The sequence below is a fragment of the Specibacter cremeus genome (assembly GCF_003946885.1).
GTDB classification, from domain to species: Bacteria; Actinomycetota; Actinomycetes; order Actinomycetales; family Micrococcaceae; genus Specibacter; species Specibacter cremeus.
The window spans coordinates 1,890-16,619 of record NZ_RWKQ01000068.1 but is presented as its reverse complement, the minus strand read 5'-3'; the positions used below and the strand labels follow the sequence as shown (position 1 = coordinate 16,619).

General features: G+C 71.4%; 15 protein-coding genes (1 of these 15 cut by a window edge). 1 reads left to right on the top strand and 14 read right to left on the bottom strand.

Annotation, left to right across the window (positions count from 1 at the left end; translation table 11 throughout):
* Positions 1-421 precede the first annotated feature (421 nt).
* The 14 genes from panC to dacB form a co-directional block, all read right to left on the bottom strand.
* The gene (panC, locus tag EJC77_RS19145) at positions 422-1,327 is read right to left on the bottom strand and encodes a pantoate--beta-alanine ligase (RefSeq protein ID WP_125616541.1); all 906 of its coding nucleotides are present in this window, start codon (positions 1,325-1,327) and stop codon (positions 422-424) included.
* Position 1,328: 1 nt separating this feature from the next.
* Positions 1,329-2,285 (bottom strand): Rossmann-like and DUF2520 domain-containing protein, encoded by a 957-nt coding sequence (locus EJC77_RS19140; RefSeq protein WP_125616538.1) that lies wholly within the window; start codon positions 2,283-2,285, stop codon positions 1,329-1,331.
* Positions 2,275-3,801, bottom strand: coding sequence for a PH domain-containing protein (locus tag EJC77_RS19135; RefSeq protein ID WP_125616535.1), 1,527 nt, complete (start codon positions 3,799-3,801; stop codon positions 2,275-2,277). The genes EJC77_RS19140 and EJC77_RS19135 overlap by 11 nt, the downstream gene beginning before the upstream one ends.
* Positions 3,798-4,334, bottom strand: a complete 537-nt coding sequence (locus tag EJC77_RS19130; protein WP_125616532.1) for a PH domain-containing protein — start codon at positions 4,332-4,334, stop codon at positions 3,798-3,800. The genes EJC77_RS19135 and EJC77_RS19130 overlap by 4 nt, the downstream gene beginning before the upstream one ends.
* Positions 4,327-4,845, bottom strand: a complete 519-nt coding sequence (locus EJC77_RS19125) for a DUF3180 domain-containing protein (protein WP_240630375.1) — start codon at positions 4,843-4,845, stop codon at positions 4,327-4,329. The genes EJC77_RS19130 and EJC77_RS19125 overlap by 8 nt, the downstream gene beginning before the upstream one ends.
* 98 nt (positions 4,846-4,943) lie before the next feature.
* A complete protein-coding gene (gene folK / locus EJC77_RS19120) occupies positions 4,944-5,459 on the bottom strand; it encodes a 2-amino-4-hydroxy-6-hydroxymethyldihydropteridine diphosphokinase (protein ID WP_125616529.1) in 516 nt (171 codons plus the stop codon).
* Positions 5,456-5,845 (bottom strand): dihydroneopterin aldolase, encoded by a 390-nt coding sequence (gene folB / locus EJC77_RS19115; protein WP_125616527.1) that lies wholly within the window; start codon positions 5,843-5,845, stop codon positions 5,456-5,458. Before folB ends, folK begins: the two co-directional genes overlap by 4 nt.
* Positions 5,842-6,816 carry a dihydropteroate synthase gene (folP, locus tag EJC77_RS19110; protein ID WP_125616524.1) on the bottom strand — a complete coding sequence of 325 codons (975 nt, stop codon included), beginning with the start codon at positions 6,814-6,816 and terminating at the stop codon, positions 5,842-5,844. The genes folB and folP overlap by 4 nt, the downstream gene beginning before the upstream one ends.
* A 4-nt stretch (positions 6,817-6,820) precedes the next feature.
* Positions 6,821-7,435: a GTP cyclohydrolase I FolE gene (folE, locus tag EJC77_RS19105; protein ID WP_240630374.1), complete on the bottom strand. Its 615-nt coding sequence runs from the start codon at positions 7,433-7,435 to the stop codon at positions 6,821-6,823.
* Entirely contained in the window at positions 7,425-9,566 is a 2,142-nt protein-coding gene (gene ftsH, locus EJC77_RS19100; protein ID WP_125616521.1) for an ATP-dependent zinc metalloprotease FtsH, read from the bottom strand. Before ftsH ends, folE begins: the two co-directional genes overlap by 11 nt.
* A 156-nt stretch (positions 9,567-9,722) precedes the next feature.
* Entirely contained in the window at positions 9,723-10,274 is a 552-nt protein-coding gene (hpt, locus tag EJC77_RS19095; RefSeq protein WP_125616518.1) for a hypoxanthine phosphoribosyltransferase, read from the bottom strand.
* Positions 10,275-10,345: 71 nt separating this feature from the next.
* Positions 10,346-11,422 (bottom strand): tRNA lysidine(34) synthetase TilS, encoded by a 1,077-nt coding sequence (gene tilS / locus EJC77_RS19090; RefSeq protein ID WP_125616515.1) that lies wholly within the window; start codon positions 11,420-11,422, stop codon positions 10,346-10,348.
* A 3-nt stretch (positions 11,423-11,425) separates the two neighbouring features.
* Positions 11,426-12,595: a zinc-dependent metalloprotease gene (locus EJC77_RS19085; protein ID WP_125616513.1), complete on the bottom strand. Its 1,170-nt coding sequence runs from the start codon at positions 12,593-12,595 to the stop codon at positions 11,426-11,428.
* 78 nt (positions 12,596-12,673) lie between these two features.
* Positions 12,674-14,074, bottom strand: a complete 1,401-nt coding sequence (gene dacB, locus EJC77_RS19080; protein WP_164520491.1) for a D-alanyl-D-alanine carboxypeptidase/D-alanyl-D-alanine endopeptidase — start codon at positions 14,072-14,074, stop codon at positions 12,674-12,676.
* 207 nt (positions 14,075-14,281) lie between these two features.
* Between dacB and EJC77_RS19075 the strand changes: the two genes are divergently transcribed.
* On the top strand, positions 14,282-14,730 hold the 5' portion of the coding sequence (locus tag EJC77_RS19075) for an inorganic diphosphatase (protein WP_125616507.1). The gene runs 46 nt beyond the window's last position; the window shows 449 of its 495 coding nt (coding positions 1-449); the start codon lies at positions 14,282-14,284; the stop codon falls past the right edge of the window.

Here is a 14,730-nt window from a genome sequence, read left to right as displayed (position 1 = left end):
CTACCAGGCAACCATCGACATCGAGATCATCGCCGACAACACCCGCTTGACAACCCGCCAGCCAGCCTAACTACACGGCATTGCGGCTAGTGCTGTGACCGTAAAGGTTGGCCGGGTTGGGGATTGTGCCAGTCGGGGCTTGGTGCTGAATGGGTGAATGTACGGCGGCTGTCGCCTGGGAGCAGGGTGGTGGCGTCTCGCGAACGAGTGGACAGTAGATGCTCGTTTCGCGCCGATTTTCGACATCTACTGCCCACCAGTTGCGTCGTCGACATCTACTGCCCAGCAGTTTCGGACCGATTGTGTCCGTGGCGGCCGCGCTGGCCACGACGAAACGCGGCACCCAGGCGGCCTACCCGACGGCGGAGCCGGTCAAGAATGCCATGCTCGGGCCTGGTCCGAATGCGCCCCCAGGCGCCGGTCAGGAGCCCAGCGGCGCGTTGTCGATGAGCCGGACCGGGCCCACCCGGGCGGCGATGAGGGCCAGCGCCTCGCCGGTGAACGGCGTCTCGCGGCAGTTCTCCGCGCGCGGCGACAACGTTGCCGGGTCGACGACCTCCAGATAGTCCAGTTCCACGCCGGGGGCGCTGCGCACCATCGCCTCCACCGACTCGAGATCCAGCGGTTCGTGCGCGTCGGCGCGCCGCTCGAGCAGCCGCAGTGCGCGGGGCAGGACCAGCGCCGACTCGCGCTGCCCCGCCGACAGGAACCGGTTGCGGCTGGACAGCGCCAGATCGTCCGCATCGCGCACGATCGGCACGCCTACGATCTCCACGGGGAAGTCCAGGTCGGCCACCATGCGCCGCACCAGGGCCAGCTGCTGGGCATCCTTCTGGCCGAAGTACGCCCGGTACCCGCCGTCGGTGCCGGACAACGGCAACCCCACGTGCAGCAGCTTCGCCACAACGGTCAGCGCGCCGTCGAAGTGCCCGGGCCGGGACGCGCCCTCGTACAGCTCCCCCAGCCGGCCGGCCGACACCCGCACCAACGGCTCACCGCCCGGGTACATCTCGTCCACGGTCGGGGCGAACATGAGGTCGACACCCACCGAGTCCAGCAGCGCCAGGTCCGCGTCGGTGGTGCGCGGGTAGCGTGCCAGGTCGGCCGGGTCGCCGAACTGCAGCGGGTTGACGAACACGCTGGCCACGACGACGTCGTTCTCCGCCACGGCGGCCCGGGCCAGGGCGGCGTGGCCCGCGTGCAGCGCGCCCATGGTCGGCACCAGGCCGAGCGTGGCGGGCCGCCCGGCGGACGCCGATCGCGCCGCCAGCAGCCGTGCCGTGGCGGCCTTGAGCCCGGCGATCGTGGTGACGAGGGTCGTCGGCATGTCAGACGCCTTCCGGAGGGGTTGCACGGCCTTTGGTGACGGGCGCGCCCGTGGCCGGGTCGCCGTCGTCCGCGGTCAATGCCGCCTGCACCGCCAGGTAGGCGTCGGCGGAGAGCAGGCCGCGGCGGGCGGCGCGCGCGGCCGTGCTGGCAGACATCGCCAGGTAGGCGTCCAGGATGTCGGCGGCGCCCGTGTCAAGGGCGTGCTCGCGCAGCGCCTGCGTGTGCGCGGCCACGGTGCCGGCGTCACCCCGGGCCACCGGCCCGGTGAGCGCCGATTCGCCGGAGGCCAGCGCGTTCTCCAGCGCCGCGCGCAACAACGGACCGAGCACCCGGTCCGGCGCCTCGACACCCGCGTCCGCCAGCAGCTGCGCGGCCTGGGCGACGAGCGTGACCAGGTGGTTCGACCCGTGCGCCAGGGCGGCGTGGTACAGGACGCGGTCGGCCTCGGCGACGACCACCGGCTCGGCGCCCATTTCCACGACGAGCGCCTGGGCGATGGGCAGCATGGCCGGGTCCGCGCTGACACCGAACGAGCAGTCGGCCAGCCGGTCCAGGTCCAGGCTCAGGCCCGTGAACGTCATAGCCGGGTGCAAGGCGAGCGGGATGGCCCCGGCCGCCTTCGCCGGCGCCAGCACACCGACACCGAAACGGCCGGAGGTGTGCGCCACCAGCTGGCCGACCTGCCATGCCCCGGCCTTCCCGAGGCCCTCGACCAGGACGGGCAGCGCGTCGTCGGGCACGGCGAGCAGCACCAGTTCGGCCCGTTCCACGATCTCGGGGATCGCGAGCACCGGCACGCCGGGCAGCAGGTTCTCGGCCCGCTCACGCGAGGCCTCGGACACGGCGGAAACGCCGACGACGGCGTGCCCGGCCGCGCGCAGCGCCGCACCGAGCACGGCCCCGACCCTGCCGGCGCCGATCACGCCGACGCCGAGGCGCCCGGGTTTAACGGCCATGTTCTTCCTCCAGGTATTTCGACGGTCCACTGCCAGTCGGTCCACTGCCAGTCGGTCCGTTGCCGGCCGGTCCGTTGCCGGGCGCCCCGGTCATCCACCGTTCGGGGCGGTGGATGCGCCGGGCCGTGGCGGCGCGTGCGGCCTGTTCGTCGAACAGGGCGCGGCCGGCCGGCAGGGCCATGTGCCGGACCACGGGGGTCACCGGCCCGCGCGTGGAATGCAAGGCGAAGTCGACGAGGCCCAGGGCCCGCATGAGCGGCCCCTGCTCCAGGCTCAGCGACTGGGTGCGTTCGTGCGGGACGACCTCGAGGCGGCGGGTCAGCACACCGCGCCGGCACAGCAGCGCCGTGCCGGTGGCCCGGTAGGCGTTGCGGCGCCACGCCAGCGGGTCCAGCCAGAAGGCCCGGCGCGGCGAGTGCACAAACCCCTGCGCGCCGCCCTTGCCGCGGATGCCGGCGGCGAGCACGTCGAGCGGGTTGGCCACGCCCGGGTCCGGGAACACGAGGGCCAACACCGTCATGACCTCCGGCAGCGTCCCGGCCGGCAGCAGCACGGTGCGGGACTCGTGGTCGCGCCGGTCATCGCCCAGGCCGGCCACGTTCAGGTGCACCCGGTACCAGCCGCAGGCGCGCCACAGCAGGCCCTGGCTGATGCCCACGGCCTGCACGCGTCCGGGCGGGATGGTCTGGGCGCGCGTCTCCAGCATGCCGTAGTGCAGCCTGACGCCGTCCGCGGACAACGCCACGCGGAAGTTGAAGTCGTTCGTGAACGACCTCCAGTAGCCGGCGCCCACGCCGATGATGGCCGGCACCAGCGTGACCAGCGTGGCCGGTTCGCCGGTGACGGCGACCAGCGCGAGGCAGAAGGCCAGCACGATGACCGCCACGACGGTGGTGGGTCCGAGCAGCGTGGCGCCGAGGATCCGGGCCGGCGCCAGCGCCAGCACCTGCCGTTCGGGCGCCTCCGCCACCACGCCGGGAGCGGCCGGGTCCGCGGCCACGCCCGCCGCCCGGGCCAGGATGGCGGCGCGCAGCCGCTTCGCCTCGTCCAGCTTCAGGAAGGACAGTTTCATGGCCGACTTCCCGCTGTCCGCCACGTCGAACCTCAGCTCCGCCAGCCCGAAGGCGCGCGCCACCAGCGGCTGCACCACGTCGATGGCCTGCACCCGGTCGATCCGGGCGCGGCGCTGCTGGCGGAAGATGACGCCCGAGTTCACGTGCACGTGGTCGTCGGTCACCTGGTAGCGGGTGAAGCGCCAGGACAGGAAGAAGACGACGCCGAAGACGACGACGGCGGCGCTCACCACGGCGGCGACCACGCCCACGGGGGCGCCGTTGAATTCCAGCGACCCGCTGCGGTAGCTGGCTCCGTTTTCCAGGGAGGTGCGCCCGAAGACGACGATGATGGCGGCAACGGCCACCCATCCGCGCACGAGCGGGGACACCGGGTGGACGCGGTGCCAGTCGTCCGGGCCGTCCGTGCGGAACGACCCGGGCACCTGTACGGGCGCGCTCACAGTCCGGCCAGTTTCGCCTCGCCGAGGGCCGGGAGCCGTTCGCGCAGGCGGGCGGCCTCGGCGGTGGTGAGCCCATGGATCATGGCCTCCGTGCCGGGTGCGGCCGTGTGCAGCTTGAGGCTGCTCAGGCCCAGGGCGCGTTCCAGCGGGCCCACGGTCACGTCGACGAACTGCATCCGCCCGTACGGGACCACCAGGACGCGTTGGAACAGGATGCCGTGCCGGATCAGCAGGTCGTCGTCCCGTTCGGCATACCCGATGGCGCGGACCTGGCGGCGCACCAGCGCGAGGACCCACAGCACGATCAGCAGGACGGCGGCCGGCAGCACCCAGGCCAGGACGGCCGGGTAGCCGGGCCACACGCCGGTTGCGCGCAGGACCAGCGGCACGGACGTGACGAGGAGGAACAGCAGCCCCCACCCGCCGCGCTCGATGAACCGGGCGGTGACCAGCCGCGGCGAGACGGGCAGGAACGTGACGCCCTCCGGGTTCAGCGGGCTCGGGTACGTGTTGCGGGCTGGCGTGTCAGGCAAATTCTTCCTCCCCGCGGCCGTCCCGCTTGCCCCGGTGCACGCCCTCGGCCGGTTCCTCGTCTTCGGGCGGCAGTTTGCAGAAGCGTTCCACGACCAGGCCGGTAACCACCATGACGGCGCCGCCGCCCAGCAGGGCCACGATCTGCCAGATGACGCCGAAGTCGCTGCGCAGCCCCAGGCTGGGCGCCTGGTAGACCATGAGGCCGGCGTGCCAGCCGAACAGCACGGTGCCGGCGTACGCGCACGCCTGGGCGAGCACGACGGTCCGGGCGGCCAGCAGGGGGTTGAGCTCGTGCTTGCGGTCCCCGTCGCGCCACCGGCGCACCTTCCACCCCAGGATCACCGTCACGACGACGATGAGCCCCATGGTGGCCAGCGAGCTGAGCGGCAGCACCGGCGTCGCCAGCGTGGCGCGGCTGGTCATGACATTCACAAACCACCCGGCCGCGGCCGCAACGATCGCGACGGCCACCAGCCATGCGGGCCTGATGGTCCGCAACGTGTTCCTCATCCCTGCCTCACCGACTCGCCTTGCGACTTGTGTCTCAACCCTACATTTTATGCCCGGGTGTTGCGTAGCGCCGGTGAACGCGGTGGCGGCCCGCACGCCTACGCGCCGGGCTCGCCGGTCCCATCCAGGCTGATGCCGGGCAGGTCGTCGGCCGCGGCGGCCAGGGCGGTGACGCGAACACCGGCCAACGTGGCGTCCGGGTCCATCAGCGACCACGGGTACAGCACGAACGCCCGCTGCGCGGCGCGCGGGTGCGGCAGCGTCAGCGCCGGGTCGTCGCTGGCCGCGTCACCGTAGGTGATGATGTCGACGTCGAGGGTGCGCGGACCCCAGCGGACCTCGCGGACGCGGTGGTGGGCGGCCTCCACCGCCTGGCAGTGGGCCAGCAGCTCGTACGGTGCCAGCGTCGTGTCGACGGCGATGACCATGTTCAGGAAGTCCGGCTGGCCGGCCGGCCCGCCCACCGGTTTCGTGCGGACCACGGGGGACTCGGCGCGCAGCCGCACGCCGGGGTGGTCGGCCAGTTGGACGACGGCGGCGGAGAGTGTGCCGGCCCGCTCACCGAGGTTGCTGCCCAGGGCCAGTATGGCCCGCACCCAGGCGGCGTCGCTCACGCCCTGTCCCGGAAGATCGTGATGGCCACGTCCCCGAACGGCACCTGGATGGGCGCCTTGGGCTTGTGCACGGTGACCTCGACGGCGGACACGGTCGGGAATCCGGCCAGGATGGCGGCGGCGATCTCCCCGGCCAGTTTCTCGATCAGGTCGAACGGCTCGCCGGTGATGAGGCCGGTGATGGTCTCCGCGACGGCGCCGTAGTCGGTGGTCTCGGACAGGTCGTCCGTGGCCGCGGCGGCGCTGGTGTCGGTGTGCAGGACGGCGTCGACGATGAACGGCTGGCCATCACGTTTCTCATGGTCGAACACGCCGTGGTGTCCGATGGCGCTGACGCCGGTGAGCGTGATCCGGTCGGCCGGGCGGGCGGTGGCGGCGCCTGTCACAGCGCGGCCTCGACCGATTCCGCCCGGGTCGCCGCCAATGCCAAGCGCTCCGCGCGGGCCGTGCGGGCCGCGTTCTCGCGGGCGGCCACCTTGGCGGCGTCCACGCTGGCGGGGACGTCGTGCACGCGCACGCCCCACACGCCCTGGGCGGCGGCCAGCGCCGTGGTGGCGGAGGTGGCGTCGTCCCGGTCCTTGGGGGCGGCCGCCTTGCCGGCGCTCGTGAGCAGGGTGCCGAGGAAGCGCTTGCGGGACGTGCCCACGAGCACCCGGTTGCCGAGGGCGGCCACCTCGTCGAGGTTGGCCAATAGCTCCCAGTTCTGGTCCGCGTTCTTGGAGAAGCCGATGCCCGGATCGATGATGATCTTGTCCGGCGCCACACCGGCCGCGTAGAACCGTTCGCGCACGTCGCGCAGTTCGTCCACCACGTCGGTGACGACGTCGTCGTACTGTGTCAGCGAATCCATGGCGCGCGAGTCGCCGCGGCTGTGCATGAGCACGTACGGCACCTGGCGTTCGGCGATCAGCTCGATCATGTCGGCGTGCACGTGCATGCCGGACACGTCGTTGATCAGCCCCGCACCGGCGTCGAGTGCCAGGGCCGCGGTGGCGGCGTGGCGGGTGTCGACGGACACCAGCGCGCCGGCCTTCACCAGCGCCTCGATGACGGGCATGATGCGCCGCTGCTCCTCCTGGGCGTCGACGTCCTCCGCGCCCGGGCGGGTCGATTCGCCGCCGACGTCGATGATGTCGGCCCCGGCGTAGAACATGCGCAGCCCGTGGGCGATCGCCGTGTCCAGCGAGTTGTAGTCGCCGCCGTCGCTGAACGAGTCGGGCGTGCAGTTCAGGATGCCCATGACCACGGTGCGGTCGGTGGGCAGGTTTGCGAATTGCGCGGCCCTGCGCGGCCCGCGGAGCAGGGGCAGCGGCGAGGTGGCCGGCCCCGTGCCCGGGGCGGCTGCAAGTGAATCCATCAGGTTACCTTCCGAGAATCAGGCTCATGGCTTCGGCCCGGGTGGCCGGTTCGTGCAGCAGTCCGCGCACGGCACTGGTGACCGTCTTGGCACCGGGCTTGCGGACACCGCGCATGGACATGCACATGTGTTCGCATTCAACGACGACGATGGCCCCGCGTGGCCTGAGGTACTTCACGAGGGCCTCGACGATCTGCGTGGTCAGCCGTTCTTGGACCTGCGGGCGCTTGGCGTAGATGTCCACGAGCCTGGCCAGCTTGCTCAAGCCGGTCACCCGGCCCTCGAGGGACGGGATGTAGCCGACGTGGGCGCTGCCGTGGAACGGGACCAGGTGGTGTTCGCAGGTCGAGTAGAAGGGGATGTCCTTGACCAGGACCATCTCCTCGTGGGCGATGTCGAACGTCGTCGACAGCACGTCGCCCGGGTCCTGGTGCAGGCCGGCGAACACCTCGGCGTACGCCTTCGCCACGCGCTTCGGGGTTTGCTGAAGGCCGCCGCGGTCCGGGTCCTCGCCCACGGCGAGCAGGATCTCGCGGACCGCGGCCTCGATGCGGGCCAAGTCCACGAGGACGGCGCCCTCGGGGATGGTCTCGTCGAAGTCGTCCACGTCAGGCGTCATCCCGTCCGCCACGGCCCTGCGCGTCAAGCCCGGGTCCGCCGGGGTGACCGGGCCGGGGCGTCTCGCCGCGCGTGCCGGGCAGCGATTCCCCGCCGCGCCTGTCGCCCGGCATGGGCCCGGGGGCGTCGACGTCACCCTGCAGGTGGGCGCCGGCCAGCTGGTCCTGCGGGGACACGGTGGCGGGGTCGGGCTCCCCGGCGGAGCGCGCGTCGGCGCGTTCCTTCTCGGTCACCACCGGGGGCAGGTCGGAGACGGGCCGGGTCTCCTTGGACAGCCACACCTGGCGCGCGGCCGGGCGGCGCAGGTCGCTGAAGATCTGCTCGATCTCGTGCTGGTTCAGGGTCTCGCGCTCGAGCAGTTCCAGCGCCAGCCGGTCCAGCACGTCGCGGTTGGCCATGAGGACCTCGTAGGCGTCGTCGTGGGCGCGGTCGATGAGCTTGCGCACCTCCGCGTCCACGATCGAGGCGACCGCCTCGGAGTAGTCGCGGTCATGCCCGGCGTCGCGGCCCAGGAACGGTTCGCCGGCGCCGGAGCCGAGCTTCACGGCGCCGATCCGATCGCTCATGCCGAACTGGGTGACCATGGCGCGGGCCGTGTTCGTGGCCTTCTCGATGTCGTTGGACGCACCCGTGGAGGGGTCGTGGAACACGATTTCCTCAGCCACGCGCCCGCCCATGGCGTACGCCATCTGGTCGAGCAGCTCGTTGCGGGTCGTGGAGTACTTGTCGTCCTCGGGCACCACCATGGTGTAGCCGAGGGCGCGCCCGCGCGGCAGGATCGTGATCTTGGTGACGGGGGCCGTGTTGTGCATGGCCGCGGCGACGAGGGCGTGGCCGCCCTCGTGGTAGGCGGTGATCTTGCGCTCGAGTTCCTTCATGACGCGGGTGCGCTTCTGCGGGCCGGCCATGACACGGTCGATCGACTCGTCGAGGGCGCGGTCGTCGATCAGCTGGGCGTTGGAGCGGGCCGTGAGCAGCGCCGCCTCGTTGAGCACGTTGGCCAGGTCGGCGCCCGTGTAGCCGGGCGTCTTCTTGGCCACCGCGTTCAGGTCGACGCCGGGGGCCATCGGCTTGCCCTTGGAGTGGACGTGCAGGATCTGTTCGCGACCCAACCGGTCCGGGGCCTCGACGGGGATCTGCCGGTCGAAGCGGCCCGGGCGCAGCAGGGCCGGGTCGAGCACGTCGGGGCGGTTGGTCGCGGCGATGAGGATGACGTTCGTCTTGACGTCGAAGCCGTCCATCTCGACGAGCAACTGGTTGAGCGTCTGCTCGCGTTCGTCGTTGCCGCCGCCGATGCCGGCGCCACGGTGCCGGCCGACGGCGTCGATCTCGTCGACGAAGATGATGGCGGGGGCGTTCGACTTGGCCTGTTCGAACAGGTCGCGGACGCGGGACGCGCCGACGCCGACGAACATCTCGACGAAGTCGGAGCCGGAGATGGAGTAGAACGGCACGCCGGCCTCGCCGGCCACGGCGCGGGCCAGCAGCGTCTTGCCGGTCCCGGGCGGGCCGTACAGCAGCACGCCCTTGGGGATCTTCGCCCCGACGGCGGCGAACTTGCCCGGGTCCTGCAGGAATTCCTTGATCTCGTGCAGTTCCTCGACGGCCTCGTCGGCGCCGGCGACGTCGACGAACGTGACCTGGGGGTGGTCCTTGGTGATCAGCTTGGCCTTGGACTTGCCGAACTGCATGACCTTGCTGCCGCCGCCCTGCATGCGGGAGAACAGGAACCAGAAGATGACGCCGATGAGCAGGATCGGGATGACCAGGGACAGCAGCGAGGACCAGAACGAGTTCTGCGCCGGCTGGTCGTCGAACGATTGCAGCCCGGCGTTGTCGAGTGCCGTGGCGATGGTGTCGGAACGGTAGCCGCCGAAGAAGAACTCGACGTTCTTGCCCGCCTTCTGCCCGTCCTGGGTCGTGTAGTCGTCCTTCAGGACCAGGTCGACGCGCCCCTCGGCGCCGAACACCTTGGCCGAGACGACCTTGTCGTTCTTGAGCAGGGTCAGCGCCTCGGAGGTCTTGACCTTGGCGGTCCCGCCGCCGGAGAGGGTGGCGAAGGCGATCAGGAGAAGAACGACCACCGCAACGATCCACACGAGGGGACCCTTGAAGATTTTCTTGACATTCATCGTGTGTTCGAGGTGAGCCCTCGCCCCTCCTGATCCATCAATTCGAAATACCGGCCGCCAGCGTACGTTACCAGCATTGCACGTTCGCCTTCACCCACGAACGGCGCGGGGCATTAGTTCCCTCTCGGCGCAACGAATTGCCCCGGATGGGCCGGTTCATTCGTAGACGTGCGGGGCGAGCGTGCCGATGAAGTCCAGGTTGCGGTACTTCTCGGCGAAGTCGAGGCCGTACCCCACCACGAACTCGCTGGGGATGTCGTAGCCGACGTACTTGACGTCTATCTCCACCTTCGCGGCGGCCGGCTTGCGCAGCAGCGTGCAGATCTCCACGGACGCGGGCCCGCGGGAGATCAGGTTGGCCTTCAGCCAGGACAGCGTCAGGCCGGAGTCGATGATGTCCTCGACGATGAGCACGTGTTTGCCCATGAGGTCGGTTTCGAGGTCCTTGAGGATGCGCACCACGCCGGAGGACTGGGTGCCGGAACCGTACGATGAGACGGCCATCCAGTCCATGGTCACGTGACTGTGCAGCGCCCGGGAGAGATCGGCCATGACCATGACGGCGCCCTTCAGGACACCCACCAGGAGCACGTCGCGATCGGCATAGTCGGCGTCGATGTCCGCGGCCAGTTCGGTGATGCGGGTCTGGATCTCTTCCTTGGTGTAGAGAACGTGCTTGAGATCGGCTTGGACGTCTTGTGAATCCACCAATGGCTCCTGAGTGTCAAGATTTGTCGTCGTTGGACGCGCCCGGCTGTGAGATTCCGGGCGGTGCCGGCTTACGGCGCGCGTCTAAACACTAGCTTCCCATAGCCCGCCCCGTCTTGCTGCACGGCCTTGCTGCGGGGGATGCGGTAGGCGTGCACGTGCCCGGCCATTTGCACGGGCCCGGCCGAGCCGCGCCGGGCCAGCAGCGCGGCGGCCGCCCGCAGCCGCTCTTGGCTGGGCTGCCGGCCGCCAAGCACGACGACGGCGCGCGCCATCACGCGGTGGCGGAGCGCGGGTGCCAGCTCACCGAGTGACGCCGCGGGCAGCCGGACCTCGTCCGGAACAATCTCGGCGAGCCGGGTGAACTCGGCGTCCGCCAACGCGTCCAGGTGGTCGGCGTCCTGGGCCAGGATCGTCGCCGTGCGGGCCAGGTTGGCGGCGATGCCCGGCGCCAGCCGTTCCTCCAGGTAGGGCAGGATCTCGTGGCGCACCCGCGACCGCAGGTAGGCCGGATCCGTGTTGGCGGGGTCATGCCACGGGGCCAGGCCCAGGGCCGCGCAGATCTCCTCCGTCTCGGTGCGGCGCAGCGCCAGGAACGGGCGCAGGTAGATGCCGCGGCGTTCCCGGATGCCGGCCAGCGACCGGGTGCCGGAGCCGCGGGCCAGGCCCAGCAGCACCGATTCGGCTTGGTCGTCGAGTGTGTGGCCCAGCAGCACCGTCCTCGCCCCGAGGTCGCGGGCGGCCTCGCCCAGCGCGCCGAAGCGGGCGGTGCGGGCGGCACTCTCCGGGCCGTCGCCGTCGTCCGCCACGACCACCGCGCGCACCTGGACCGGGTCGAGCCCGAGCCCGCGCAGCTGGTCGGCGGCGCGCGCCGCCACGTCGGCGCTGCCCGGTTGCAGGCCGTGGTCGACGACGACGGCGCCGGCGCGGATCTCGCCGCGGCGGGCGAAGAACGCCAGCACGGCGGCCAGGGCGAGGGAGTCGGGTCCGCCGCTGCACGCGACCAGTACCAACGGTGGGACCACAGCCGGGTTCGCCGCGGGCCGGTGCCGGCCGGTCGTGGCGAGCCCGAGCAGGTTGCCGACGAGCTTGCGGGCCTTGCCGACGGTCGGGTTCAGCCGACCGGGCGGTCGCAGCGGGTCGGGCATGCGCTAGAGCCCCATCCGCTCGACCCACAGCGCCGGGGCGTGGATCTCCTGTTCCGTGGGCAGGTGCTCGGCGCTGGCCCAGACATTGTTGAACCCGTCCATGCTGGTGAGCCGCACGACCTCGCGGACGAATTTCGCCCCGTCCGTGTACTGGCGCATCTTCGCGTCCAGGCCCATGAGCCTGCGGATGAACTTGTCGAGCGTGCTGCGGTCCCGGCCGCGGGTGTTGAAGCGTTGCCGGATGGTCTTCACGGTGGGCACGATCGAGGCGTCGACGGCGTCCATGACGACGTTCGCGTGGCCCTCGAGCAGGCTCATGACGGCCGTGACGTGCGACAGGGCCGCCTGCTCCTCGGGGTCCTGGAGCAGGTCGAGGAGGCCGCCGCGGCCGGCCGGCCCGGCGTCAGGGCCGGCGCCGCGCGGTTTCGGGCCGAGCTGTTTCACGGCCTGGACCAGGCGTTCGCCAAGCTTGTCGGAGTCGCCCACGAGCAGCCCGCCGAGCTTTTCGATCTGGTCGAGCATGTGGTGGCGCAGCCACGGGGCGGCGGCGAACTGCACCCGGTGGGTTTGTTCGTGCAGGCAGACCCAGAGCCGGAAGTCGGACGGGTCGACGCCCAGTTCGCGTTCGACCGTGATGATGTTCGGCGCCACCAGCAGCAGCCGGCCGCCGGGCAGGCCGTGCGGCCGGGCCGGGTCCATGGCGGCGAACGGGTCGTACTGGCCCAGGACCTTGCTGGACAGGAACGCGAGCACGGCGCCAAGCTGGGCTCCGGTCACGGTGCCGCTGACGGCCGCGTTCGCGGGTTTCGAGCCGGCGTGCTTGTCGGCCTGTTTCGCGGCGAGCGCGGCCAGGATCGGGTCCATCATGACCTGGAAGCTCTGCGTGTTGGCCTTGGCCCAGGACGCCCGGTCGACGATCAGCACCTCGGAGTCGCGCAGGTCGCGGGCGGCCTCGAGCCGGGTGATGTCGTGGACGTGGGGGACCGACCTGTCCGCCATGTGCCGCAGGTTGTCGACGGCGGCGCTGATCTCCCGGCCGTCGAGGTCCGGGCCGGCGGGGGCCAGGTTGGCGGCCGTGCGGGCGGCCAGGTCCCAGTTGACCAGGCCGGCGCCGCCCGGGCCGGTGGTGTCCGGGGTCTCGCGGCTGGCGGGGGCATTGGGCTTGGGGCTCATGTGTCCAATCAGACCACATCATGCTGGCAGCCCGGTGGCAACAAGCTGCCCTGCACCACCGGGCCGCCGGCCCGCAGCTCAGTCCGCGGCGAGTTTGGCCGCCGCGGCGTCGAGGACGGGCAGTGCGGACTTGTTGCCGTCCCGGAGCCCATTGGCCATGAAGGAGAACACGAGCAGCCGGCCGTGGCCGTCCACCACGTACCCGGTCAGCGTGGCGACCGTGAGCAGGGTGCCCGTCTTGGCCCGCACCAGGCCGGCGCCGGGCAGCGTGACCGGGTCGGTGAAACGCCCGCCCAGGGTGCCGGTGAGCCCGGCAATGGGCAGCCCGGGCAGCGCCTGGCGTAAATCCGCGTCCCGGCCCGTGCTCGTCGCCATGAGGCGCACGGCGGCGGCCAGCTGCCGGGCGCTGGCCCGGTCGGCGGCGGCCAGCCCGCAACTGTCGTCCAGCACCATGCCGGCCGTGTCCAGGCCCAGTCCGGCGACGGTAGCCTGGACCGTTTCGGCGGCCGCGGCGGAGGAGCCGGGCCGGCCGCTGGCGACGGCGGCCATGCGTCCCATCACCTCGGCCACGTAGTTGTCCGAGACCTGCAACAGGTATTGGACCTGCTGGGCCACGGTGGCGGAGGTGACGGATGCGAGCACGGCCCCGGACCCGGCGGGCGCCTCGGAGACGGTGCCCGTCACCTCGATGCCCGCCCCCTGCAGCGCCGTGGCGAAGGCGGCGGCCACGGACGCGGCGGCGTTGGCCGGCCGGTCCGAGGTGGGGGCCTGCGGGCCGGTGCGGGCCCCGTACAGCGCCATCGGGTACACGGCGGCGATCTCGCCGTTGAGCACGTCGGCGGAATCCCAGGAGGGGTTCAGCGCCGGGCCGGTGAACAGGGATGTGTCGGTGGCCAGGGTCACCGCGCCGATGTTGGCCTTTTTCAGGGCGGCCGCCGTCTTGTCGGCGAGCGTTTTCAGCCCGGCATGGCCGACGACGGCGCGTGGGTCGCTCTCGCCGGTGCCCAGCAGCGAATCGCCGCCGGCGCGCAGCACGATGCTGTGCGGCGTGCTGCCGGCGACGACGTCGGTGCTGAAGCGGCGTTGCGCGCCCAGCGTGGACAGGGCCGCCAGGCTGGTGAGGAGTTTCAGGTTGGAGGCCGGGGCCGCCGCCGTCGCAGCATTGCGCGAGTACAGCGCCGTGCCGGTGGCCGCGTCGGTGACCTCGGCGGTGAAGTCTCCCACGACGTCGGACGCGAACACGGCGTCAAGGGCGGTGCCCAGCGCGGCCGGTTCCGGCAGCGGGGCGGCGTCGGAGAGCGCGGAGACGCCGGACAGGGTGGCGGGGGCCGTGGGCGCCAGTTGTGCGGCGGGGAGCAGCTGCGTCGTGGCTGCCGGGGCGAACAGGGCCGGGGCCAGGTTGAAGCCCACCGGCACGGCCAGCGCGGCCAGGGCCACGGCCAGCAGTGCGGCGGTGGCGGCTTTCGATATTCGGCCCATGGTGCTGGCGTGTTCCTTCATGGCTGGGGCGGCGCGGGTCCCCCGGGCACAGGACGGACCCGCCGGGGAGCACCGGCGAAAAGACGGGCAAGTTTCGGCGCACGATTATTGGCAGGGAGAATCGCGCCTATATCCTCAATATTAGCCGCAAAACGTGCCCCACCCCGTGCCGGGGTGCGGGGCGCACCGACGCTTGAAGGAGCATCCATGAAGCACGACGTCACCATCGAGATCCCGCGCGGGTCCCGCGTCAAGTACGAGGTCGACCACGAGACCGGCCGCGTCCGTCTGGACCGCGTCCTGTTCACGTCGATGCAGTACCCGACCCACTACGGCTATTTCGACAACACGCTGGGCGAGGACGGGGATCCGCTGGACGCGCTCGTGCTGCTGCAGGAGTTCGATCTGCACCCGGGCGTCGTCGTCGAGGCCCGCCCGATCGCCGTGTTCAACATGGAGGACGAGTCCGGCGGCGACGCGAAGGTGCTGTGCGTCGTCGACGACGTGCGCTTCGACCACATCCAGGAGGTCGGCGACATCGACGAGTTCCTGGTCAAGGAGATCGAACACTTCTTCTCCCGCTACAAGGACCTGGAGCCGGGCAAGTGGGTCAAGCCGGCCGGCTGGGCCGACCGCGCCGCCGCCGAGGCGGAGCT

What these genes read in the sequence shown, in the direction of transcription:
- dacB (WP_164520491.1), bottom strand. Translation starts at nt 14,074, where the DNA reads ATGGGCCGAATATCGAAAGCCGCCACCGCCGCACTGCTGGCCGTGGCC.
- EJC77_RS19125 (WP_240630375.1), bottom strand. Translation starts at nt 4,845, where the DNA reads ATGAGGAACACGTTGCGGACCATCAGGCCCGCATGGCTGGTGGCCGTC.
- folP (WP_125616524.1), bottom strand. Translation starts at nt 6,816, where the DNA reads ATGGATTCACTTGCAGCCGCCCCGGGCACGGGGCCGGCCACCTCGCCG.
- EJC77_RS19140 (WP_125616538.1), bottom strand. Translation starts at nt 2,285, where the DNA reads ATGGCCGTTAAACCCGGGCGCCTCGGCGTCGGCGTGATCGGCGCCGGC.
- EJC77_RS19085 (WP_125616513.1), bottom strand. Translation starts at nt 12,595, where the DNA reads ATGAGCCCCAAGCCCAATGCCCCCGCCAGCCGCGAGACCCCGGACACC.
- panC (WP_125616541.1), bottom strand. Translation starts at nt 1,327, where the DNA reads ATGCCGACGACCCTCGTCACCACGATCGCCGGGCTCAAGGCCGCCACG.
- ftsH (WP_125616521.1), bottom strand. Translation starts at nt 9,566, where the DNA reads ATGAATGTCAAGAAAATCTTCAAGGGTCCCCTCGTGTGGATCGTTGCG.
- folE (WP_240630374.1), bottom strand. Translation starts at nt 7,435, where the DNA reads ATGACGCCTGACGTGGACGACTTCGACGAGACCATCCCCGAGGGCGCC.
- tilS (WP_125616515.1), bottom strand. Translation starts at nt 11,422, where the DNA reads ATGCCCGACCCGCTGCGACCGCCCGGTCGGCTGAACCCGACCGTCGGC.